Source organism: Helicobacter pylori (assembly GCF_014497725.1).
In the GTDB taxonomy this organism is placed as follows: domain Bacteria; phylum Campylobacterota; class Campylobacteria; order Campylobacterales; family Helicobacteraceae; genus Helicobacter; species Helicobacter pylori_DE.
This window is the reverse complement of record NZ_JACTGF010000002.1, coordinates 201,861-224,573: the sequence shown is the minus strand read 5'-3', so window position 1 is coordinate 224,573 and position 22,713 is coordinate 201,861. Positions and strand designations below refer to the sequence as shown.

The window sequence follows — 22,713 nt, the reverse complement described above, 5'->3', positions numbered from 1 at the left end:
TCTTTATTTAAAAGTAGTCCCACCATCCACAACGATCGTTTGCCCCGTAAGCCAACCGCTTTGGGTCTCATCGCATAAAAAATAGGCCGCCCCGGCTAGATCGTTAGGATTGCCCATGCGTTTTAGGGGCGATTGCTCTTCTACTTTTTCTTTAATCTCCACATAATCAGGGAAGGCTTTCAAAGCGTCCGTATCAATAGGCCCGCCACTAACCGCATTCACTCTAATGTTAAACTCGCCTAAATCCACAGCAGCGTATTTGACCATGGTTTCTACGGCGTTTTTGGAATTGCCATGCCCGGCGTAATTAGGCATATAAACTAAATTCCCGGTAGAACTTAAGCTCACGATCGCCCCGCCGCCTATTTTTTGCATGCGTTTTGCCGCTTCTTGAGCCCCCACCACAAACGCTAACACGGTGGCTGTGTAAATGTTGTTTAACCCCTTAGGTTTTAATCGCATAAACGGCGCAAATCCCCCCACGACAGAGCGCCCATAAATAATGGCGTTAGAAATAAAAAAATCCACTCTGTCAAAATCAGCGTCAATTTGCTTAAAAAGCTCTGTGTATTGCTCAGGCTCTAAAACATTAAGGGGGTAGGCTTTGGCTTTAATGGAATATTTTTGCTCCACATCTTCTATAATTTTATTGGCTTCTTCAACATTTTTATTGTAAGTGAAAGCGATATTCACGCCGCTTTGAGCGAAGCGATACAATATCGCCTTGCCAATCCCTCTCGTCGCGCCGCTAATCACTAGGGTTTTATTTTTCATGTGATTGGAACCATTCATGCAATTACCTCATATTGTTGTAAAGTTTTTTCTAAAAGTTTGATCGTTTCTTTGCTTGGGGCTACTAAAGGCAGTCTGTAACTTGGGTTTTCAATCAAGCCGGCTAAATGCATGGCCATTTTAATAGGGATAGGGTTTGTTTCCACAAAAAGGGCTTGATGCAAATCAAAAAGCTTATTTTGGATTTCTAGGGCTTGTTGGTATTCAAATTTGAGCGCGCAATTGACCATTTGTGAAATCAAATTGGGCATTAAATTACCGGTCACTGAAATCACGCCGCACCCCCCTGAAAACATGATAGAGTGGTTGAGCGAATCTTCCCCACTAAAAATTTTAAAATCTTTTTCATAGTAATGCAATTCTGTTACTCTTTTCAAAGAGCCAGACGCTTCCTTAATGGCTTTAATGTTAGGGACTTCTCTAAAGAGTTTGAGAGCGGTTGGGACTTCAATAGACACGCCCGTTCGGCTTGGCACATCATAAAGCATGACAGGGATTTCCACCGATTGAGCGATAGTTTTATAATGTTCAAACAAGCCTTGTTGGGTGGGGCGGTTATAATAAGGGCTTACGCATAAAATCGCATCCGCACCGATTTTTTGAGCGAACTTTGCCAAAGAAAGGGACTCGCTCGTGGCATTACTGCCCACGCCGGCTAACACTTTCATGCGTGAATTGGAGGGCATTTTAGTGTTTTTGCAAGTCTCTATGGCGATTTCAATGCAACGCATATGCTCTTTGTGGGTGAGCGTGGCGGATTCTCCTGTCGTGCCAACAGGCACGCATGCGTCCATGCCCTGAAAAATTTGGCGCTTGATCAAGGTTTCATAAGCGGCCTCATCAACGCTCAAATCTTTTTTAAAAGGCGTAATTAACGCACTAGATGAATGAAATTGCATGCGATAAGGCTCTTTTAAGGTTTCAAAAACACGGTGGTTGATTGGGTGTCTTTAAAATATTCATTAGCCACACGCACCAAATCGCTCACTTTTAAATCCAAAAATTGTTGCTGATAATCCGTCAAGCCTTGAATATCGTTTTGCACTAAATAGTCCGCAAAAAGCCCCGCCACATCGCCAGAACTTTCTAAGTTAGAAATAAAGTCAGCTTTTTGATTGATTTTGAGCTTGTCTAACTCCGCTTGAGTGATTTCGCCTTTTTTCAGCTTTTCTAAAAGCACTACGATTTCTTTTTGCAAATCTTCGGCTTTGACATTAGGGTTACCCCCCGCAATGAATAAAAACACGCTTTCATCTTGCAATTGCATGTTGTGTGAGAAAGCTTGAGAAGCCAAGCGTTTTTTATCCACTAATTCGCTTTGCAACCACGAGCTTTTGCCTTCGCCTAAAAGCCTGCTTAGCGCGTCTAAGGCGACTTGATCTTTATGCTTGAAAGCAGGCACTTTATACCCTAACGCTACCCATTCTAAATGGACCCCATCTTTATGCACGACTGCCGTTCTCGCCCCATCTTGTTTAGGCTCTTTCATGTAAGGGGTGGGGATAGCTTTTTCATCAAGGTTTTTTAAGGATTCAAAATGCTTTTTACTCAATTCAAAAACCTTTTGGGAATTGACATCGCCCACCACTAAAATAATAGCGTTTTTAGGCTGATAATAGAGCGAATGGAATTTTTTAATGTCTTTTAAAGTCCAGTTTTGAATATCGTCCATAAAACCAATGGGCGTCCAATGGTAGGGGTGATAAACATAAGCGGTGTTAAAAAAGCGGAAATAAAGCATGCCGATAGGGGAATTATCGGTGCGCCATCGCCTTTCTTCAGCGACCACTTGACGCTCAGGCAAAAACTCATCTTCTTTTAAATTCAAAGAACCCATGGTTTCAGCGAACAATTCTAAAGACTTATCCAAATTAGCTTCACTGGTTTTAATGAAATAGCGCGTGATGTCAAAGCTCGTAGAAGCGTTACTCACGCCCCCAAAACGCTTAACGATCTTATCAAATTCGCCGGCTTTAAGGTTTTTGGTGCTTTTAAAATTCAAATGCTCCAACATGTGAGCGATCCCGCTCTTGCCCATGACTTCGTTTCTAGAGCCGACTTTATAAAGCACATCCACTTCTATAACCCCGGTTTTATTTTCTAGGGGGACGCTTACGACTTGCAACCCGTTTTTTAAGGTAACGCTCTCATGTTTGGGTAAGTAAGATTGTGCGTGCATGCTCGCTCCTAAAGTGACTAACAAGACAGAACTAAGCCCTAAAAGTCTTTTAACAGAAAAATGTTTCATCTTAAATCCGCTCCTATAGCCTCTTTAACGCTCAAAAATCCATCTTTTTGGAGTAATTTTACCAAATCTTTAAGAATATTTTGGCATAAATTTGGCCCTTTGTAAATAAAAGCGCTATAAATTTGTAACAGACTCGCTCCCATTTTAATCCTTTCATAAGCTTCTTTGGCATCGCTAATCCCTCCCACAGAAACAAGAATGCTTTGATTAAAAAAGGCTTTAGCCAATTCTTTAAAGATTTCACGGCTTTTTTTAGTCAAGCATTTCCCGCTCAAGCCCCCCATTTCTTTAGGAGCGAACACCAGGCTTTTATCAATGGTCGTGTTAGTCGCAATAATGCCATGCGCTCCGGCTCCAATAGCGCTATTGACGATTTCTAGCATGTCATCTGTTTCTAAATCCGGGGCGATCTTTAAAAATAAAGGTTTATGGGTCATTTCTTTAGCCATGCAAAAAAGCTCATTCACAAATACCTTATTTTGTAAATCCCTTAAATTAGGGGTGTTGGGCGAAGAAAGGTTGAAAGTGTAATAATCGCCAATGTTTAAACATTGACTTAAAACCGCCTTGTAATCTTCTAGGGCATGCGCTTGCTCTATGTGTTTGTTTTTGCCTAAATTGATGCCAATAGGGGTTTTATAAGGGGCGAAGCGCTTAAACGATCTCGCTCCTAAAATCGCCCCGTAATTATTAAACCCCATCGCATTTTGCAAGGACTCTTCTTCAATGTGCCTGAAAAGCCTTGGTCTTTCATTCCCGCTTTGAGCGGTATTAGTCAATGTGCCTGCTTCCAAATAGCCAAACCCAAAAGCGATTAACGCCCTGAGCATGGAAGCGTTTTTATCAAAGCCGGCGGCCAAGCCTAAGGGGTTAGGGAAATTTAAGCCTAAAATTTCGTTTTCAAGCTTTGGGTTTTTATAACCCCATTGAGAATGAATTAAACTACACAAAAAGGGCGATGAAGAAAGCGTTCTTAAAATTTGACAAACTTTTTCGTGCGCGTCTTCAGCGTCTAGGCTAAAAAGATATTTTTTTACTAATGAATAAAACATTTAAATCCTTGTCTTTTATGTCTTTTATGATTTGAATGATAACCCTTTAAAAGGTTTTAAGGGCTTGTTTTTCAAAATAATCCTGTGAATTTAAAGGATCGTTAGGGTTTGAAACTTTAGCGTAACGGCCTTTAGAATTTAACTCGTAGCGTTTCAAGGTGTCTTTTAATTGGATTTCTAAAATATGCAACAATTTATGAGCGATCTTTGGGTTTGTGGCGGGAATGAGCAATTCCACGCGCCTTTCTAAATTCCTAGGCATTAAATCCGCGCTAGAAAAATAAATATTTTCATGTTTAAAATAATAAATGCGTGCATGTTCTAAATATTTCCCCACGATAGAATACACCCTGATATTTTCGCTCAAGCCCTTGACTTGGGGTTTTAAACAGCAAATCCCCCTAATAATGAGATCGATTTTAACCCCTTTTTGGGAGGCTTGATAGAGCCATTCAATGATTTCGCTATCCACTAGGGCGTTGGCTTTTAAAATGATATAGCCTTCTTGTTTGTGATTCATTTCATTTTGAATGAGTTCAATGATTTTAGGCTTGATCTGTTTGGGCGCCATGAAAAGCGTTTCTAATGCGCTATTAGTCGCGCTGCTCGTAAGCAAGGAATGGAAAAGCTTGATAATGTCGTTAGCGATTTCATTTTTAGCGCTAAAAAAACTCACATCGGTATAGATTTTAGCGCTTAAAGGGTTGTAATTGCCCGTGCTTAAATGGGTGAAATGGCGTAACTGGTTGTCCGTTTTTTTAGTGATCACGAGCATTTTAGCATGCACTTTGAGTTTGAAAACGCCATAAACGACTAACGCGCCCGCCCTTTCTAAAGCTTTTGCCCAGTGCAGATTGCTTTCTTCATCAAAACGCGCTTTTAATTCCACTAAAACGCTCACTTGAATCTTGCTCGCCGCTTCAATCAAGGCTTTGACAATGGGGGAATGCTTGCCCACACGATAAAGCGTCATTTTGATAGAAAGGGTGGTCGGATCATTAGCGGCTTGCTCTATCAAGTCAATCACAGGCTCAAAACTTTCATAAGGGTGGAACAGCAACAGATCCTGTTTTTCTATGGATTTGAAAAGATCGTTTTCATTGAAATGAGGGTGGATCTTGGGCGTGAAATTGGGTGATTTGAGCACTTTAAAGTCGCTATGATTGACTAATTCCCACAAATCCCCTAAATTGAGCATGATCGCGCTTTTATAGACATGCATGCCGGTGAGTTTGTGCTTTTTGTAAGAGTGGGTTTGAAAGCTCCTTAAAGACGCTAAAAGGGTTTTTAAAAGCTCTTGACTCCCTTTTTGGGTTTGCAAGCGCACGATTTCGCCTTGATTCCGTTTCCTCAAACTCTTACTCATCAAATCCGCATAATCATGCGCTTCATCTTCAGTGATAGCAATATCCGCATCGCAAGTTACCCTAAACGCCATGCAATCTAAAATCTCATGCTCTAAAAACAATTCTTCTAAATGCGCTTCTACGATTTCTTCAGCCAGCGCAAACAAGCCTTTTTCTAGCTCTACAAAACGGAAGATAAAAGAGGGGAGTTTGATGAGCGCATAGGAGATGGTTTGGGTTTCTTTGTCTTTAATGCGGGCAAAAAGCGCGAAAGTCAAATTCGCTAAAGGAGGGAAAGTGTGCGAAGAATCCAACTTAAAAGGCAAAACTAACGCGTAAAGCTGCTCTTTAAAATAGGTTTTAGCCTTCGCTTTTTGCTCTAAATTCAATTCATTATAGGGGGTGATACAAAGCCCTTTTTTAAAGAGTAGAGCCTGGATTTTTTGAAATTCCAACTCCCTTTCTTCAATTTCATGCGCTAAATAATGCTTGATTTTTTCTAGTTGCTCTTCAGGGCTTGCGCCATCAATGCCTTTAGAGGCGATTTTATGCTCATAGAGTTGTTTAAGCCCTGCCACTCTTATCATGTAAAATTCGTCTAAATTCGTGTCATAAATGGCTAAAAATTTCAAGCGCTCTAATAAAGGCAAGCTCTCATCTTTGGCTTCGTTTAAAACCCTTGTGTTAAAAGCTAACCATGAAAGCTCTCGGTTAAAGAAACGATTCAATAGAAATCCTTTAAATCATCATGTTTAAAAATCAGTTTGTTTGGTATGATTATATAATGAAATGATAATAATTGAAGCTTTTTTAAAAAGTCATGGTCGGAGTAGCGGGATTCAAACCCACGACCTCACCCACCCCAAGGGTGCGCGCTAATCAGGCTGCGCCATACTCCGCAATCAAAAAGAGAGATTGTAGCGCGAGTTTGCTTAGTTGTTGTTTAAAAACTCTTTTTTGTAAAACTTCATTTTTTGAATAAAACTTCATTTAACCCTAAAAGATCGCTTAAAATTTTTTAGCGTTTTTTGGGTTGATTGTTTCTATAATAAACGAACGCAAGTAGTAATCTCTTGGTTTTCTCTTTGGTTGCGGTATTTGGAGTATGTTAGGGTTGGGGGTAACAGTGGGCGGTTACCTCAGAAAAGGAGATAACCTAACATGAGATTAGTAATCATAGTTTTAATGGTAGTCGCAACGCCATATTATACTAAAATTTTGGCTCTGGCGCAAGAGCGCTAGAGTCAAATCTTACTAGCGGATTTGACTCAAACTTTTAATTTTGTTTTAAAATTTTTCATTGGGGTTTAACTTGTTGTTTTAGGAGTAGGGGGAGTAGAAAATCTCTGAGCGCGGTTAGGGTTTGGGTTGCTTGCATGTTGGATACAAGTAATTTAATGATATTTTCGCATGTTTTTGAGTATTGCTTGATTATTTTATGGTTGAAAGGGATTTGAATTTTTAAGGTGTCAATAGGGCTTAAATTTTGTTGAGATGATCCTATAGCGTTTCTCTGCAGTATGGCTGAGAATAGGGGATTTCTTATCAAAGAATAATAAAAGGGGTTTAGCTCTTTTTCTTTTGGTAAAACTACGCCGACACGCTGATTTAAAATACAATTTTTTGAAAACACTAAGGCACAGCGTCCAATATGTCCTGTTAATGTGATTAAAATATTTGTTGGCTCTAATAGGCAATATTTGGGGAGTTTTTTCGGTAAAAATAAAAGATTAGTTGTAATACTTAAATCAACTAATGAATGTTGAACATTTTTATTTGTGATTAAAATATAATCATTTTTATTGTTGCTGTATGTATTTGATTGAAAAGAATAACCGCTGAAAATATCCACTAGTTCCCCTAGCGTTTTAACTTCAAAATCGTTGGGGATAAGGCGGTTTAATTCTTTAGAAAATTTCATTTTCCCACCGCTAGTTTGATAGGGTTTGTTGTTTTCATCTAAAAAATCAAAACGAACGAAGTATTGCTCATAAAGAAGTTCTAGGATTTTGTGTAAAAGCTCATTGATTTTGTGGTTGTTCTCTATTTTTTGATCCAGGATAGAAAGCGTGCGGGCAATTTTTTGTTGTTCGTAATAAGTAGGGGGTATCTTAACTTTAAACAGACCTAAAGTAGCCCCTGAAACTTCTTTAAAAGTAGTTCCGCCTCCTATGTTAGAGATATTATCCTTATGGTATTTGAGTAAGTAGTATAAAAATTCAAAATAAATTTTTTTGTTGGGGATAATGCTTTTAAAACCTTGATTGGTGCATAGCCTTTTTTTGGCAATAGCCACATAACCTATGGGAGCTCTTGAAGAAAATAAAATGGCATGTTTTGGTAATAAAAAAGTAGAGCATGATTTAAATCCTAAGCGTGAAATGCTGCGGCTGCCTTTTTTAATGTAACGCCCTTGTAAAGTGGATAAATCTTTAGGGGTAATCCAAGCAATTTTATTGCTATAGTTTTTGGGGTTATTGGTAGATGGGGTAGCGCCACCGACTATTTTTCCTAAATCTTTTAAACAAAATGTTTGCCACTCACTCAAACCTAACCCCTTTTAAAGTTTCTAAAATTTCTTGTTGCAAGCTCTGGCTTTCATCAAAAAGGCTTGTCAGTTCGCTTGAATATTGTTGCATCAAGTTTTCAAACTCTTCTTGGCTTATTTTCTCGCTTGTGTCTTCTATAGTGAAATACTGCCCGGGGTTTAGAGAATAATTTTTTTCTATGATTTCATCAAAAGAAACCAGAGCGCAAAAATCCGCTTTTTGGGTTTTATTTTGGAAAGTTTCTAAAATCAAATCCATATCGCTTGGTCTTAAGCGCGTTTTTTTGTTTTTGTTTTCGGTGTATTCTTCGCCGAGTTTGGAAGCGTCAATCAAAACCACTTCATTTGCGCTTGGCGTTTTTTTAAAAAAGATGATGCTCACGTTAGTGCCGGTGTTGGCAAAAACTTGACTGGGCATGCAAATCACCCCATAAACGAGCTTTTCATCCACTAAATGCCTGACAATCTTATTTTCTACCCCGCTTTTAGCGCTAATGAATCCGGTTGGCACGACTATAGCCCCCTTACCCTTATCGCTAAGCATGTTCAAGCAATGCTGGAAAAAGAGCGTGTAAATGGGCATTTTGCTTTTATCGTTTTTAGGGATATTAGGCACGCCTAAGAAAAAATCGTTTTTGTTTTGCGAAATTTCGGCATGCTCGTTGGAAAAATCCAGCTTGAAAGGGGGGTTACTCACGATGAAATCCATTTTCCCTTTAAGGTCTTTAGAATGGTAGGGGTTAGTCAAGGTGTTTCCCTCAATGGCGTATCTTAAAGAGTGGGTCAAGTCGTTTAAAATCAGGTTGAGTTTGAGCATTCTTAAGGATTTTTGCGAAATGTCTTGGGCATAAAGGGTGCAAGAATCGGTGCCTATTTGGTGGGCTAATGCCATTAAAAGCGTTCCTGTGCCAGTGCTTGGGTCATAGATTTTGACGCTTTGAGTGGGTTTAATCACTAAAAGCTTAGCGATGATGCTAGCGATGCTTAAAGGGGTGTAGTATTCGGCGTATTTCCCTCCGCCGGCGTTATTGTAATCTTTGAGCAAGTATTCAAAAATGGGGGCGAAAAAATCATAGCCTTGTTGGTTTTGTAAGTTTAAAAAAGCTTGTTTGAAATTAAAATTTTTGAGTTTGTCTAGTAAAACTCTGGTGAAATTAGCCCTTTTAGACTCTTCATTAATGTATTGTGAGATGCTTTCAAATAGGGCGATATTGGTTTCATCCGTGCTTTTGGTGTTGAAAAGCTCGGCATTATTGCTAGAAATACGATTAAAAATAGTGTCTAGCTTTAGGTGTAAATCGTTATCGTTAAAATGTTTTTCAAAAAGATAACTTAAAAGATCCTCATAGGCGAGTTTGGGGAGTCTTTTATCAATTAAGGTAATAAAAAAATCTTCTTTTTCTTCTTCGTTAAAATCTTTGTAATCTTGTATTGTTTGGTTAGGAAATTCTTGTTCAAAAAGGAATTCAAACTTATCGCATAAGAATTTATACAAAAAGCATTGCGTGATGATCTTGTATTCGTTGCCATCATTCCCTAAACCAAAACTCGCGCAAATGGCTTTTAAATCATCAATGAGGTTGAGGGTGTTTTGTTTGATTTGCAATAAAGCGTTATTAGGCATGTGAATTTCCTTGATGGTGGTTTTGTAGCTCGTTAAAAAGGGTTTGAATGATAAGTTCTTTTTCTTTTTCTAAATCTTTTAAGGAGGGGTTTTCTTTGAAAGCGTTCCTTAATTCTAGTTCTATGGCATTTTTTAGGTGATATTTGTCGTTTAAGAATTCTTGACGCTTAGAAATACGATCATCAATAGCGCTTTTTAAGGCGCTTAAAATCGTGAAAATTCCCACTTGGTCAGAAATGTTTTCTTCCATGAGGCGTTTGTGGAGGCGTTTGTGCGTGATCACATAAGCTAAAGCATTACCGTGTTTATTGTCGTATTTATTCAATAAGTGGGTGTTTTGTTGGTTGTGTTGTTTGAGTTGTGAAAGGATCGCGCTATAAGAATGAGAAATTTCCTCAAAATTCTGGCTTGTTGCGGGCGTTTGGAGCAGTTTTGAAAAGTCTTTATAGATCTTTTGGATTTCTTTATCTTTTTGATCCGGGATTTTTTCTAAAATCTCTTTAGCTTGCTTTTGTTTGGCACTAATTTCTTCGCTTTCTTTGAAGTGTAATTCTTTGCTTTCTTTATACGCTATTTTAAAGTCTAAAAGAGCGATGAGGTCTTCTAAAATGATTAAATCGTTTGGGTTTTTAGGCTCATTGATATTTTTTAACGCATGGAGTTGTTTGGCTTTTTTACCAAGCATTGAAGAGATTTTGCTGATCTTTTCAATATCCATTTTTTCTTTTAAGGAAAGGATTTTTTCATCGTTAGAAGTGCGGATTAAATTGTAGCACTCTTTAAGCGTGTTAATGGCGTGTGAGACTTTTAAAAGCTCACTCATTTCGCTGATACTAACAATGGCGCTAGTCATGGCCTCTATATCATCAATGGGGTAATTAAAAAGATCATCATAGGCGTTTTTAATGTCTTTTTCTAAAGTCTCACGATCCGCAAACATGTCTTTGAGATTATCTTTGATATTAGAATCGCCTTGATTGAATTGGTTTAACTCTTTCAAATAATCATCAGTCGTTTTGTCATAATTTTCTTTAATGCCTACAAAATCTATAAGGTAGCCAAAAGACATGTTTTTATAGGAGCGATTCACTCTGGCTAGGGCTTGGAGCAAATTGTGATCTTTTAATTCTCTGTGGATATAAAGGCGTTTGAGATTGGGTAAATCAAAGCCGGTTAAAAGCATGTTAAACACAAAAACTATATCCGTATTTTCATGTTTGAAAGAATAAATCTTTTCTTTGACTTCTTGTTCGTCATGCAAAATCAGGCTGGATTGGAGTTTGTTTAAAATCCTTAGGTTGGGGTTTTCTTGTAAGACTTTTTCTTGGGCTTCATTAAAAAGCCAATTGGCTAATCTGGCTTGCTTGCTTGAAAAACAAACCACCATAGCTTTTAAATGTTCGTTGTCATGCAGTTGTCTGAAATTCAATAAATCTCTAATGATATAAGAGAGCATGGCGTTAATGTATTTCTCATCATTAAAAATCGTTTCTTTTTTAACTTCTGTGCCTTCAATAATGATGCTTTCTTGTAAAAGGCGATAGATTTCTTGTAATTTTTCTTTGTAGCTCTTTTCAATGGTTTCTAACTGGAGTTTTAGGGTGTGTCTGTCTTTAATGGATTCTGCATAAGAATAGGTGTGCAAGTAGTTGCCAAAAGTTTTTTTAGTGGCTTTATCTTGCGCGTTGTCTTCTAATAGGGGCGTGCCTGTGAGGGCGATTTTGATTGCTGTCTTGTCGCATTCTATCAAATTAGCGTAAAAACAACCTTTAGGATCATAGCTCCTGTGGGCTTCATCTATGATAAACACCCTTTGTAAATCGTGGCTATCTTTTGCCGCTTCTTGTAATTCTGTTTTAGAAATAATTTCTTTAGGAGCGCTATCAGAGGGGTCTTCATTGGGGGCTTTGAATTTTTGGATATTCACAACGATAATTTCATCATTCCCTTGATAGCCTTCAAACACGCTAGAGTTTTTTAATTTTTGGCTCAAATCCTCTTTATTTTCTGCCTCATGCACACAAAGGCCTCTTTTTAAAAACTCGTTTTTGGCTTGCTCTAATAAATCCAACCTGTCCACAATAAAATAAAATTTAGTCTTTTTGTTTAGCGGGCTAAAAAAGTCTTTTATGAGTTTGGTTAAATGGTAGGTTAAGGCAGTTTTACCGCTGCCTTGCGTGTGCCAAATGATGCCTTTTAGAGGGTCTTTGGGGTTCGTTTCATAATGCTTTTGTAATTCTTTTAAAACATTCAAGCTCGCAAACATCTGCGCGTAACGCCAAAGGTGTTTTTTAAACTCTGATTTTTCTTTTAAGAAACTAATGCCGTATTTTAGGATAAAGCAAAGCCTTTTTTGAGAGCAAAACGAAGTTAAAAGGGAGTTTGTGGGGGTTTCTTTGGGGCTTTCTTGGTAGTCGGTATCTTTAAGGTTAAATTCGTTTAAGATGCGTTTTTGAATTTCTTCAAGCGATCGATGGTTTTGATGGTTTTGTTCATTTTGTTCATTTTGTTCATTTTCGGGGGGGGGGGGGGTAATATCTAGCTTATTGGCTTCAACAAAGCGCTGGAAAATGGGCGAATAAGAAGCGCTATAAAAGACGCCTTGATCGGGGTTTTCTTCATCATAGGGCAAGTTATCGCTAAAAAGCCAGATTTGCGCGAGGTTGTAAAAAACTTTGTTTTCGGGGTTTTTGTAGCGTTGGATGTGGCGATCTTTTTCTTCTTTAATGCCTTTTTTGGCAAAAGGCTGCTTAACTTCTATATTCACCAAAGGCAAGCCATTGATAAAAAGGGTGATGTCAGTTCTTAGGGATTTGTAGGGTAATTCAGCCATCATTTCATAAAGATTGTTGTTAGGGTTATCAAAGTCTATGATTTGATTCTCGCTTTTGAGCAAGTATTCATAAAAGCTTTTGCCTAAATCATCGTCATTCAAGCGTTTTTTCATTTCAGCAAGAACATCTTTTGCGTTTTTATTGGGGTTAGGGTTTAATCGCTCAAACGCTTGAGTGAAACTATCTATTAAAATATTGGTGGCGGTGTCTAATTTAGGCTTATTTTTAGCAGGGATAAAATCATAGCCCAACTCGGCTAAATGCATTAAGGCAGGGATTTGAACCCTTGTGATTTCGTTGTATGGCATGCACACCCCTTTGATTTAAGGTTGTTATTATAGTGTAAAAATAAAAATCATGGTTGTTTGAGCTGCCTTTGCAATAACAAACAAGCTTTTTTAAGGAATTGTTTTAAGGTGTTTTGAGAGTGGTTGATAAAATTTGTCAGCTCATTTTCTTTAAGATGCAATGAAACGATTAAGACGCTTTGTAAGATATGAGCCACACTCCCTTCAAATAAAATGCCTATAGTAGGGGTTTTAGCGCTGGCTGTTTGGCAAAACCCACTCAAGCTATCCACCCATTCAAATATTTCTTGCTTGGTTTTACAAGGCGTGTTTAAATATTTTAAAAAATCCTCTTTAAAACTCATCAGATTTTTTTGTAGATTTTTTAAATCCTTAGCATGGTTATTGGGAGGATTAAACATGCTTTTAATGCGAGCGGTAGCGTCTTGTTTGTTGATTGGTTTCAATTCCACTTGAGAGTAATTGAGGCTAACAGCGTGCTTGATTTTCGCCCCATAGCTTAAATTATAGACTTTTTTAGGCTGGTAATAATGAAGGGCTTCTTCAATCCTTTCTTTAGAGAGCAAAAAAAGCGAGTCGCTAAAAGTTTCATAACCTTTAAAATTGCCCTCTACGCTGATTAAAGATGAGGTGTCAATCTCTTTTTCATCTCCATAATAGGAATTTTGAGCGTGCTTTTTAAACCCTTTGATATAAGCGCAATCTAAAGCACACAAATAGATTTCATCGCTCATCAAACCCGCTAAAGCCACCCCGGCGTTGCCCACAAAAGGCGCTGCGTATTCTATACTTAAAGGGCTTATATACGCGCAAGCGCTCCCCCCACGCATAAACATCAACGCTTCTTTAGCTAAATTAAAAGCGTTAGGATTGAGCATGTTAGCCCCCATTAAGGGGGTGTCTTCTAGGGGGGCGTTTTTTAAAACCTCCTTAAGATAATCTATGCGCTCCACTTCTATTTGAAAATCCACTTTAACGCCATGCGCTTTTAAAGGCTTTAAAGCGGTTCCGCATGAAAAAATGATGAATTTTTCTTCATTTTCTTTTAAAAAATCTAGCAACAAATCCAGGCTTGGCCCATTACCCACTACGCAAATGGGGGCGTTAATCTTTTTGGGTTTGGTTTTTAGGGTTTGGTATAGGGGTAAGTTTTTAATCGTGTTCTTTAACCCTAGCAATTCATCTTCAAAACTCCCCCAACCCCTTAAGGCTTGTTTGTAATAGCTTTGAATGTTTTCTCGCATGCGCATATTGAAAGCGCTTTTATAGGGCATGATTTCTAGCTTTAAAAAAGAATGCGTGATAGGGCGTTTCAAAAAATCCATTTTCAATTCATTAGGGTTAAAAAACCCTTGAATAAAGAGTTTAGCCCCTTTTTTAATCAAATCTTCATAACGCGCAAAATAGCAACTGATTTTAAACAAATCTAAATTTTCTTCAAACAAATAGAGCGAATGGAAGCGGTAATTTTGAGCCTGTAAAATCGCTAAAAACAAGCCGTCTAAGACGCCATAAATCATGGTAGGGGGTAAGAATTTCTTTAAAGAGCAAGGCGTTTGATGATTGTCTAAAAAGTTTGAGATCGCATGCGTGGCCTTAAGGGTTAGGGGGAGTTTGGGGTTGTTTTGAGATTTTAAATAATGTAAAGAGAGATGGTTATTGTCTAATGACCATCTGGGGTTATTCAAGGGGTTAGAAGCCATGTTGAAAGCGGTTTCTATCATTTGATGTTTAGGGTAGCTTAAAGCGTTTGTAGGCGTGTGTAAGAGATTGAAATGGTTTGTTTCAAAAAGCAATTGGTAATTTTTAAAAGGCGTATTGAGAGCGTTAAACAGATTGGGGTGATAGGATTTGAAAAAAACTAAATTGTCCCTAAAGCGCTTTGAAATTTCTTTTTCTAAATAGGGCACATCAAAAGATTCTAGGGCTTTTAAAAAGGGCATGTAATAGCCTTTTTCATCACACCCCTATGAGTCTTTTAAATCTTTTTCTAAAAGTTGGGAAGCGAGGGCGATTTTTTTCAAAGAGATAAAATCTTGTTCGCTGTAGCGTTTGTTGTCATTCATTTTATGGTAATAGGGGACGCTTAAATCCAAAGCTTTTTTTTCTAAATCTTGCTTGGTGGTGTGAGTTTGGATTTCAAAAAGATTTTTTGCTTCTTCTAAAGACATAGGGATTTCTATTGAATTGAAGCGTTCAAAATTATCATAAAGCTCGTTAAAATCCTGATTGTCTATCTGCAAAAACGCCCCCACATCTAAAAACAATTCTTTTTCTTTGCTGTCTAAAATCCCATCAGCATAGGCCAATAACATAAGGAATTCCACTAATTTCAGGCGTTTGGCGTATTCCCCATGCGTGTGATCAGCGATTTCTTGGCATAAGGATTCAAAATTTTCTTTTTGATCCACAGGCTCATTGAGAAGCTCTTTGGCTAAATCTTGTTGCTCGCTGTTTAAGGGCTGCTCTAATTCATGGATAAAAAGCGCCCTTAAGGCGTTATCCAAAGCGTTTTTTTGAATGTCTAAACATTTTAAAAGACGCATATACGCGCCCGTTTGGGTTTGCTTGAATTTGTCTAGGGGGCTAGATTGCGCTAACAAATAGGGGTCATTTTTCAAGTCGTATTCTTCGGTTTTGGTTTTAGGGTTTAGGGGGTTTTTCAAATATTCTTTGAGGGTGTTGTAAAAATAAAACAACACAACCGCCGCAACAATTAATAAAATGATTTCCATTTTTTTCCTTTATGAGTATTTTTTCATCTGTTCTTTGAGGTCTTGTTTTTGCCTGCTCTCTCGCTCTTTTTTGGCTTGATAAAGGCGCATTTGCTCTTCTTTTTGCTTGTCTTGTAAGATCATTTTCCTCTCATGGTTTTTTTTAAGCCGTTCTATGTATTCTTCTCGTTTTTCTGGGTCTTGGAAACTCACAGGGCGGATGAAAAAGACAAACAAAATCAATAAAAAAATCCCTATGGCGACAACCTCAGAGCCTTCGCCATTGAAAGCATACCAAAGCCCTCCCATGAAAGAAGCAAAAGCGAGTTTTAAAAAAGCGTTCATTTTAAATGAAAGTAACTTTATGATAATGCGTATCAAGCCCTAGAGCTTGCTTATCTTTTTCCCCCATAGCCATTAGCGCGATTTGAGGTAAAAATAAAGTGGGGGTGTTGTCATTATCTCTTTTATAAACTTTTGAAGCCTTTAAGCTTAAATTTTCAAAAGCGTGAAAAAGCCCTAAAGAATGCGCGATTAAAAAATCCGCCCCTAAATCAATCCCCAAATAGCGTAAATGCGCGCACTGGAGTAAGCCATTTGTTTCATTGACTTCTAAAAGGGGGGCGTAATTTTGAAAAGACTCTAAAAAATTAGGGGCTTTTAAATGGATTTTATTGAAAAAATGATCGCTTGGTTTGATGCGAGAAAATTCAGCCCCTAAAAATTGATCAAACGGGCTTTTCAATTCCCATGCCAAAAACTCATTAACCCACTCATTGAGGTAGGCCATCTCAATATCTTTTTCATAAACGAGTTGGTATTTTTTCAATTTTTCATTGACAGAGTCGATGATTTCAGGGTTGTTGTCTAAAACTTCTTTAGCATGCAAGATATTCAAATACGAATCTTCTTCGCAAAAAATGAGCGAAACGCCATTGGCTTTAGCCAAAGCCAGATTATACGCGCAAGCCGTGAGAAAATCATGCGTGCTGATGATCTTCCCATAATAGCCTCCATCATAACAAAAAGGCAGATCAATGACTTTTTGCCCCATTTTTTCTAAATAGAGCTTAGCGCTTTTGAGAAGCGATTGCGCATCTAAATGCTTCGCATAAGCGTTAAAGAGCGCGCAAGTTTTAGGGGGGTTAGGCGTTTTAGGGGGGTTAGAATTGTATTGAAAAAGGCTTAAAAGGTTTTTAGAAAAATCTTTCCATGGCTTGATTTTGGAATTGGTTAGGATTTCTTGCAACTCATAGATTTCATGGTCAATATTGTCATCGTTTTTATAGAGGTAATGCGCCACGCTTAAAAAATTCATCACGCCGCTTTCAGGTTGAGAGATCATCTCTAATAACCGGTTGCGCTCTGTGGGGTAGCGCTTCATCAGCCATTTAACATACAAGAAAAAGCCATCGCCCAGATATTTAGGGTTGGTTTGGGGGTTGATAAAATTGATTTGGATAAACTTTTCTAATTCTTCTTTTTCGCCTTTAGTGATATAGGGGACTTGTTTGAAAAAATCTTCATAGTTTTTTAAAACCGCCTTTTCATCAATCATCAAGTCTTTTAAAGCGTATCGTTTGGATAGGGGATCTAGCACCCATTCTTTAGAAAAAAACGCCACTAAATCGCTCACTTTAGCGTCTTCAAACACCGCAATTTGGTTGATTTTAAGCGCGATATTTTCATTATAACTCACGCCTTTGAGTTGTTTTAAAAGATCCAAAAGGTATTGATCTTCTTGGTATTCTAAAAAATAAGACTCATAAGCAGGGTTATAGTCCTTGTTGGTTTCAAAACGAAAGACTTTTACATGCAATTTCAAAACGCTCATCAATTAGTCCTTTAGCTTTTGTGTAAATTTTCTAAAATCGCACGGTTTTTGGAATTGGAAAAAAGAGCCTCTTTAGAATCTAACCATTCTTTAGACTCTCGCTCGTCTTTTTTTGGCTCTTGAAGGGGTGGTTCTTCTTTGTGGAACACTTCAAGCGAATCGCAACGATTGAATAAAACGGCATTTTCATTTTTTTCTTTGATAAGGATTTGAATGATTCCAGGAAGTTTTACTTGAACCACGCTGCCAATATTGTTAGGGCCAAACCCGGCTTCAAACTGCACGCTTTGTGCGTCAATCATCAAGCTTTCTAAGGTGTATCCGGCTAAAACAAACAGCACTAACGCGCCGAATTTTTCATGGATTTCTTTAGGGAGCTTGGGGGAAAAATCAATCGCATCTCTTTCGCACAAAAGGTTAAAACTCAAATGGTTTTTGGACAGAAATTGCAAGTATTCAATGCAATGCTTATTGTTTAAAAGCCTTAATTCTCTTTGCATGCGAGCAACCTTTCAAATTCTTCTAACAAATGACGCACCTCTTGCATGCCAATTTCCCAAAATTCTTTGCTATCAATGTCAAAGCCAAACATGGACACTAATTCTTTAGGGCTTTTTGACCCTCCTAAACTCAAAAATTCCGTGTAAGTTTTAACAAACTCTTTAGCGTCGCTTTTTTTATAAAGCCCATAAAGCGCTAAAGTCAAAAGCTGCCCGTAACTATAAGCGTAGCAATAAAAAGGCGAATGGATAAAATGGGGGATATAGCTCCACCACAAATGGTAGTTTTTAGTGAGTTTCACGCTCTTTTCAAACATTCTTTGGTTTTCTTCAAACCAGATTCGATCAAAATCTTTGGTGTCTAATTCTTCATCTATTTCATGGATTCTTCTTTCAAAATTCGTCATCACCACTTGCCTAAAAAGCGTAGAAAAAATATCCTCTAATTTGCCTGCTAGCATGAAAAGGAGTTCATCTTGTTTTAACCCTTTTTTTAAATGCTCAAAAAACAGCATTTCAGAAAAGACAGAAGCGGTTTCTGCGGTGGTTAAGGGTGTATCCATGTTCAATACGCCTTGTTTTTTGGACAATTCTTGGTGGATCATATGCCCAAATTCATGAGCGATAGTGAAAGCGTCTCGGCGGTTTCCTGTGTAGTTTAATAACACATAAGGGTGAGCACTAGGCACCCCGCCATGGCTAAAAGCCCCACCTTGCTTAAAGTCTTTAGGGTGTGAATCCACCCAACCTTCTTTGATCGCTTTAGAAGCGATTTTATGAAATTCTGGGCTAAAGGCTTTGAGGGTTTTAAGCACTTCTTCTAAAGCTTGAGAGTAAGTCATGGTGGTGTTTTCATCGCTTAAAGGGGCGTAGCGATCGTAATCTTTGAGTTTATGCCCTAAAATTTGCGCTTTTTGATGGTAGTAACGATGCACTAAAGAAAAATTAGCGTTCACAATCTCTATCATGCTATCCACGCTCTCTTGGGAGATCTGATTGTCAATGTGGCGGAAACTCTCTTTTTTATCGTATTTTCTCAGCCTAGTTTCAATGAGCAAATCTTTACGCACCATGTTTAAAATATAAGTGAGTAAAGGGCGGGATTTTTCTAACGCTTTGCTGAAAGCTTTTTGAGATTTTTTACGGATCTTGCGTTTGGGGTTGTGCAAGAGGGCTAAAATTTCTTCTTCGCTTAAAGTTTTTTCTTCAAAAGGGATTTTCAAAGAAGAAAAATGCTCATCAAAAAGACGGCTAAACGCGCCCACTCCCACAGGCGAAAGGGCTAGGGCGATCTTTTCTTCATCTAAATTCAAAGTGTGCTTTTTCTTTTCTATGAGATTGTTTAGATAAAAAGCATGGTCTTTGCATTTTTTAATGAAAGCGAGTTGTTTTTTGGCGTCCAAATTCTTAAATTCAATTTCAAAGAATAAAAGGTGTTGTTGGATATTTGCGCAAGCCATTTCGCATTGCGAATAAAACTTCGATTCTTTAGTGTTCTTAGCAAAGAGTAATTGAGCGTAAGTCATCGCTCTAGAAATTTTTTCTAACAAATTTTCGTAATGTTTAAGAGCGTCGGCAAATTTTGCAGCGTCTAAATCCTTAAGGTTATTTTGATAAGCGCTCTCAAATTCTTGTGCTTCTGTTTGTAAGGTTTTTAAAAATTCTTCTGCGCTTTCTTTATTTTCAAATAAAGCACTTAAATCCCATTCTTGCTCTTTCATGAAATCCCCTTTTTATACCAATTTGAAGTTAAAATATGCTCGTATTTTAACATAACACTGACAATACAAGCAAACTTATCATTTGGTTTTTGCGCCATTATTTTTTAGCCGGCTTATTTTCTTGGCTCTTTTGGTGCAAAATAAATTGAGCGATAGATTCTAGGTATTTTAAAATAAAAGGGGTTGCCAACATAGAAAAGACCACCATGAGAATAAGGAGCTGGTGGATGTCATTTTGAGCGATACTTAAGATATTTTTTTGGTGTAAAAAACCAAGAATCCCTTTTTTTTCTTGCAAATTAAAGAGCTGGTGCGAGCCTGAATTTAAAAAGATAACAAAAGAAAACTCCCCGATTTGCGCTAAAGAAAGGGCGGTTTTTATGGCAGTTTTAGCGTCTCTAAAAAAACGCAAAAGCGCATAAATGATAGCAGTCTTAAACCCCATCACTAAAATGAGTAAGAAGATGACAACAAAGAACTTCTCCATGAAGAAACTCACATTAATTTGCATCCCTATCGTAATGAAAAAAAGGGCTAAGAATAGGTTTTTTAATTGCACGAATTCTTCTTGGACATTGATTTTATAGCGCGATTTAGAGATCGCCATACCCACAATGAACGCCCCTAAAGACATAGAAAACCCAAAAAAATGGCTCAACCCTGCTGCGCTGCAAACAATCACTAAAATCGTGCCTATAAAAATTTCAGGCAAGCGCGTGTCTTTTGCTTGCTCTAAGATGAGATTAGCCCCTTTTTTTCCAGGCAATAATAAAAGAACTAAAATAATCCCTGCTGAAATAAAGGTTTTAAGAATGAGTAAATTAACATTAGAATCTTTACTGCCTAGAATAGTGAGAATTAAAAGCATGGGAATGGCGGCAATATCTTGGAAAATCAAAATCCCCACTGCGCTCTTTCCCATGGGCGTGCTAAGCTGTTTGGAATCTTCAAAGAATTTCAGCACAATAGCGGTTGAAGAGAGCGAAAGCCCCATGCCTAAAACAAGGGAAAAAATGGGTGAAAGACCCAAAATAAAATACCCCACTAAAAAAGCGATTAAAGCACATAAAACCACTTGTAAAAGCCCAAAAACCAGCACTTCTTGTTTGATGGATTTGAGTTTGTCAAAATTAAACTCAATGCCTATCATAAACATTAAAAAGACGATACCAAATTCACCAATATCAGACAACAAATTAAAATCATTAATTTTAAAAAAAGCCGCTAAGACCGTTCCCGTGCAAATGTAACCAATGATAACCGGCATGTCTAATTTCTTTAAAAAGATTCCAAAGCCTACAGCAAGCCATAAGCCAGCAATAACAATATAAAGTGTGCTGTTTTCCATAAAAACCTTTCCCCGGTAGAATCGATTTGTTTTAAAGAAATAAAAGCGAAACTATCCTATTAAATTGAGCCATTAAATAACACTATTGAATAAAATAATATCTATCAAATATATATAAGTAATTTATTATTTAAATCTTACTAAACCCATATTCAAACGCAAACACTCTATTGAGTAAAATAAAAATTCAAACGCTAGGATTATACTGCGTTGAGACAAACTTTCTATTTATGAAAAAGATTTTTGAACCCCAACCTTTTAAGAGTCGGCTAGGGTTTGATTTGATGAAGAAGAGCGGATGAAAGAACGGATTAGAAAGTAAAGACATAATCCACATACCAAGAATAGTAGCGGATAAGCCCTACATCTTTACTGCCCTGATTAACCATAGGGAATTTCACGCCCGCTTCAAACGCACTGCGATCCCCAACGCGCATTCTTCCGCCTAAATTCCATAAGAACTGGAATCTCGTTTGATTGACATCATAAGGGAACATCCAAGTGTTTCCGGCTAATTGAACGCCACCGATGAGACCTAGAGCGAATTTATCCAAAGGAATGAGATTGACAATCAAATCGCCACCGCCACCATAGGTGAGCAAATTGGTTTTGGTGTGTTCAGTCCCTGAAGTGTTAAACCAATCTAAAAAGCCATACACCCTAGCCCCAAACCATTTATTGGCAAAGCCTACAAAACCTAATTTGAAATTCAAACCATAAAGATCATTGCCATGGCGCCAATCAGAGTAATTGCTGTTATAAGGGCCATAACGACCTTGCTGATAACCCGCACCCATAAAAAAGCCATTCACTTCGCCAGCAAGCGCTAAACTCGCACTCAAGCTTAAAATACAAGCAATTCTTTTAATCATAATAAATCCTTCTTGTTGAATTAAAGTTACACCCTAAAATCGGTTATTTTTCTAAAAGATTTAATTTTTTATCAAAGATTGAGGGTTTTAGAGTGAAAATATTGATTAAATCATGGATAAGCGGGATACACCTACAAAACCACCTCAAATGTTTAAAATGCAAATTTTTAAGATACAAATTAGGTATAATCACCAACTCCAATCATTTAATAAAAGGGAGTTCTATGAAAAATACTTTCAAAGCGTTTGCCTTTTTAATCGTATTTTTTTCAAGCGCTCTGTTGGCACAGGATTTAAAAATCGCTGCTGCTGCTAATCTCACGCACGCTTTAAAAGCCCTTATTAAAGAATTTCAAAAAGAACACCCCAAAGACGCTATTAATATTAGCTTTAATTCTTCAGGCAAACTCTACACTCAAATCGCTCAAAACGCCCCTTTTGATCTATTCATTTCAGCGGATATTACTAGACCTAAAAAGCTTTATGATGAAAAAATAACCCCTTTTAAAGAAGAAGTCTATGCTAAAGGCGTGTTGGTTTTGTGGAGCGAAAATCTAAAAATGGATTCTTTAGAAATTCTTAAAGACCCTAAAATTAAACATATCGCTATGGCTAATCCTAAACTAGCCCCCTATGGAAAAGCCAGTATGGAAGTCTTAGATCATTTAAAACTCACTTCTAGTCTTAAACCTAAAATCATTTATGGCGCTTCTATTTCTCAAGCCCATCAATTTGTCGCTACTAAAAACGCTCAAATAGGCTTTGGAGCGTTATCCTTGATGGATAAAAAAGATAAAAACCTCTCTTATTTCATCATTGATAAAGCCCTTTATAACCCTATTGAACAAGCCTTGATTATCACTAAAAATGGGGCTAATAACCCTTTAGCCAAAGTTTTTAAAGATTTTTTATTCAGCCCTAAAGCTAGAGCTGTCTTTAAAGAATACGGCTATATTGTGGATTGAAACGCAT

Annotated in this window: 18 protein-coding genes and 1 tRNA gene; 1 reads left to right on the top strand and 18 read right to left on the bottom strand. The window is 37.6% G+C overall.

Annotation, left to right across the window (positions count from 1 at the left end; translation table 11 throughout):
• Positions 1 to 3: 3 nt before the first annotated feature.
• The 18 genes from H7N69_RS02950 to H7N69_RS08065 all read right to left on the bottom strand — a co-directional run bounded on the left by H7N69_RS02950 (position 4) and on the right by H7N69_RS08065 (position 21,937).
• The gene (locus H7N69_RS02950; protein ID WP_001014507.1) at positions 4 to 792 is read right to left on the bottom strand and encodes an enoyl-ACP reductase; all 789 of its coding nucleotides are present in this window, start codon (positions 790 to 792) and stop codon (positions 4 to 6) included.
• On the bottom strand, positions 789 to 1,691 hold the full coding sequence (gene dapA / locus H7N69_RS02945; RefSeq protein WP_187884754.1) for a 4-hydroxy-tetrahydrodipicolinate synthase: 903 nt from the start codon (positions 1,689 to 1,691) through the stop codon (positions 789 to 791). The genes H7N69_RS02950 and dapA overlap by 4 nt, the downstream gene beginning before the upstream one ends.
• 14 nt (positions 1,692 to 1,705) lie before the next feature.
• Entirely contained in the window at positions 1,706 to 3,040 is a 1,335-nt protein-coding gene (gene pqqE, locus H7N69_RS02940) for a zinc protease PqqE (protein ID WP_187884753.1), read from the bottom strand.
• Positions 3,037 to 4,092 carry a quinone-dependent dihydroorotate dehydrogenase gene (locus tag H7N69_RS02935; RefSeq protein WP_187884752.1) on the bottom strand — a complete coding sequence of 352 codons (1,056 nt, stop codon included), beginning with the start codon at positions 4,090 to 4,092 and terminating at the stop codon, positions 3,037 to 3,039. The genes pqqE and H7N69_RS02935 overlap by 4 nt, the downstream gene beginning before the upstream one ends.
• A gap of 46 nt (positions 4,093 to 4,138) precedes the next feature.
• Positions 4,139 to 6,166 (bottom strand): RNA degradosome polyphosphate kinase, encoded by a 2,028-nt coding sequence (locus H7N69_RS02930; RefSeq protein ID WP_187884751.1) that lies wholly within the window; start codon positions 6,164 to 6,166, stop codon positions 4,139 to 4,141.
• Positions 6,167 to 6,259: 93 nt separating this feature from the next.
• Positions 6,260 to 6,337 (bottom strand) — tRNA-Pro (locus H7N69_RS02925).
• A 398-nt stretch (positions 6,338 to 6,735) separates the two neighbouring features.
• Positions 6,736 to 7,986: a restriction endonuclease subunit S gene (locus H7N69_RS02920; protein ID WP_187884750.1), complete on the bottom strand. Its 1,251-nt coding sequence runs from the start codon at positions 7,984 to 7,986 to the stop codon at positions 6,736 to 6,738.
• The gene (locus H7N69_RS02915; RefSeq protein WP_187884749.1) at positions 7,979 to 9,610 is read right to left on the bottom strand and encodes an N-6 DNA methylase; all 1,632 of its coding nucleotides are present in this window, start codon (positions 9,608 to 9,610) and stop codon (positions 7,979 to 7,981) included. The genes H7N69_RS02920 and H7N69_RS02915 overlap by 8 nt, the downstream gene beginning before the upstream one ends.
• Positions 9,603 to 12,752 carry a type I restriction endonuclease gene (locus H7N69_RS02910; protein WP_187884748.1) on the bottom strand — a complete coding sequence of 1,050 codons (3,150 nt, stop codon included), beginning with the start codon at positions 12,750 to 12,752 and terminating at the stop codon, positions 9,603 to 9,605. Before H7N69_RS02910 ends, H7N69_RS02915 begins: the two co-directional genes overlap by 8 nt.
• 47 nt (positions 12,753 to 12,799) lie before the next feature.
• Positions 12,800 to 14,695 carry a motility associated factor glycosyltransferase family protein gene (locus H7N69_RS02905; RefSeq protein WP_187884747.1) on the bottom strand — a complete coding sequence of 632 codons (1,896 nt, stop codon included), beginning with the start codon at positions 14,693 to 14,695 and terminating at the stop codon, positions 12,800 to 12,802.
• A gap of 24 nt (positions 14,696 to 14,719) precedes the next feature.
• A complete protein-coding gene (locus H7N69_RS02900) occupies positions 14,720 to 15,487 on the bottom strand; it encodes a TerB family tellurite resistance protein (RefSeq protein WP_187884746.1) in 768 nt (255 codons plus the stop codon).
• Positions 15,488 to 15,496: 9 nt separating this feature from the next.
• Entirely contained in the window at positions 15,497 to 15,811 is a 315-nt protein-coding gene (locus H7N69_RS02895) for a hypothetical protein (RefSeq protein ID WP_001876488.1), read from the bottom strand.
• Between the two features lies 1 nt (position 15,812).
• A complete protein-coding gene (locus tag H7N69_RS02890; protein WP_187884745.1) occupies positions 15,813 to 17,300 on the bottom strand; it encodes a DUF5644 domain-containing protein in 1,488 nt (495 codons plus the stop codon).
• An 11-nt stretch (positions 17,301 to 17,311) separates the two neighbouring features.
• A complete protein-coding gene (locus tag H7N69_RS02885) occupies positions 17,312 to 17,800 on the bottom strand; it encodes a hypothetical protein (protein WP_079357287.1) in 489 nt (162 codons plus the stop codon).
• The gene (locus H7N69_RS02880; protein WP_000662772.1) at positions 17,785 to 19,521 is read right to left on the bottom strand and encodes a M3 family oligoendopeptidase; all 1,737 of its coding nucleotides are present in this window, start codon (positions 19,519 to 19,521) and stop codon (positions 17,785 to 17,787) included. The genes H7N69_RS02885 and H7N69_RS02880 overlap by 16 nt, the downstream gene beginning before the upstream one ends.
• A 97-nt stretch (positions 19,522 to 19,618) precedes the next feature.
• Positions 19,619 to 20,869, bottom strand: coding sequence for a cation:proton antiporter (locus H7N69_RS02875; protein ID WP_187884744.1), 1,251 nt, complete (start codon positions 20,867 to 20,869; stop codon positions 19,619 to 19,621).
• 311 nt (positions 20,870 to 21,180) lie between these two features.
• Complete coding sequence (locus H7N69_RS02870) at positions 21,181 to 21,741, bottom strand: outer membrane beta-barrel protein (protein ID WP_000595776.1); 561 nt, start codon at positions 21,739 to 21,741, stop codon at positions 21,181 to 21,183.
• A gap of 43 nt (positions 21,742 to 21,784) precedes the next feature.
• Positions 21,785 to 21,937: an orotate phosphoribosyltransferase gene (locus tag H7N69_RS08065; protein ID WP_332246421.1), complete on the bottom strand. Its 153-nt coding sequence runs from the start codon at positions 21,935 to 21,937 to the stop codon at positions 21,785 to 21,787.
• A 28-nt stretch (positions 21,938 to 21,965) separates the two neighbouring features.
• Between H7N69_RS08065 and modA the strand changes: the two genes are divergently transcribed.
• Positions 21,966 to 22,706, top strand: a complete 741-nt coding sequence (gene modA / locus H7N69_RS02865) for a molybdate ABC transporter substrate-binding protein (protein WP_187884743.1) — start codon at positions 21,966 to 21,968, stop codon at positions 22,704 to 22,706.
• Positions 22,707 to 22,713: the final 7 nt, after the last annotated feature.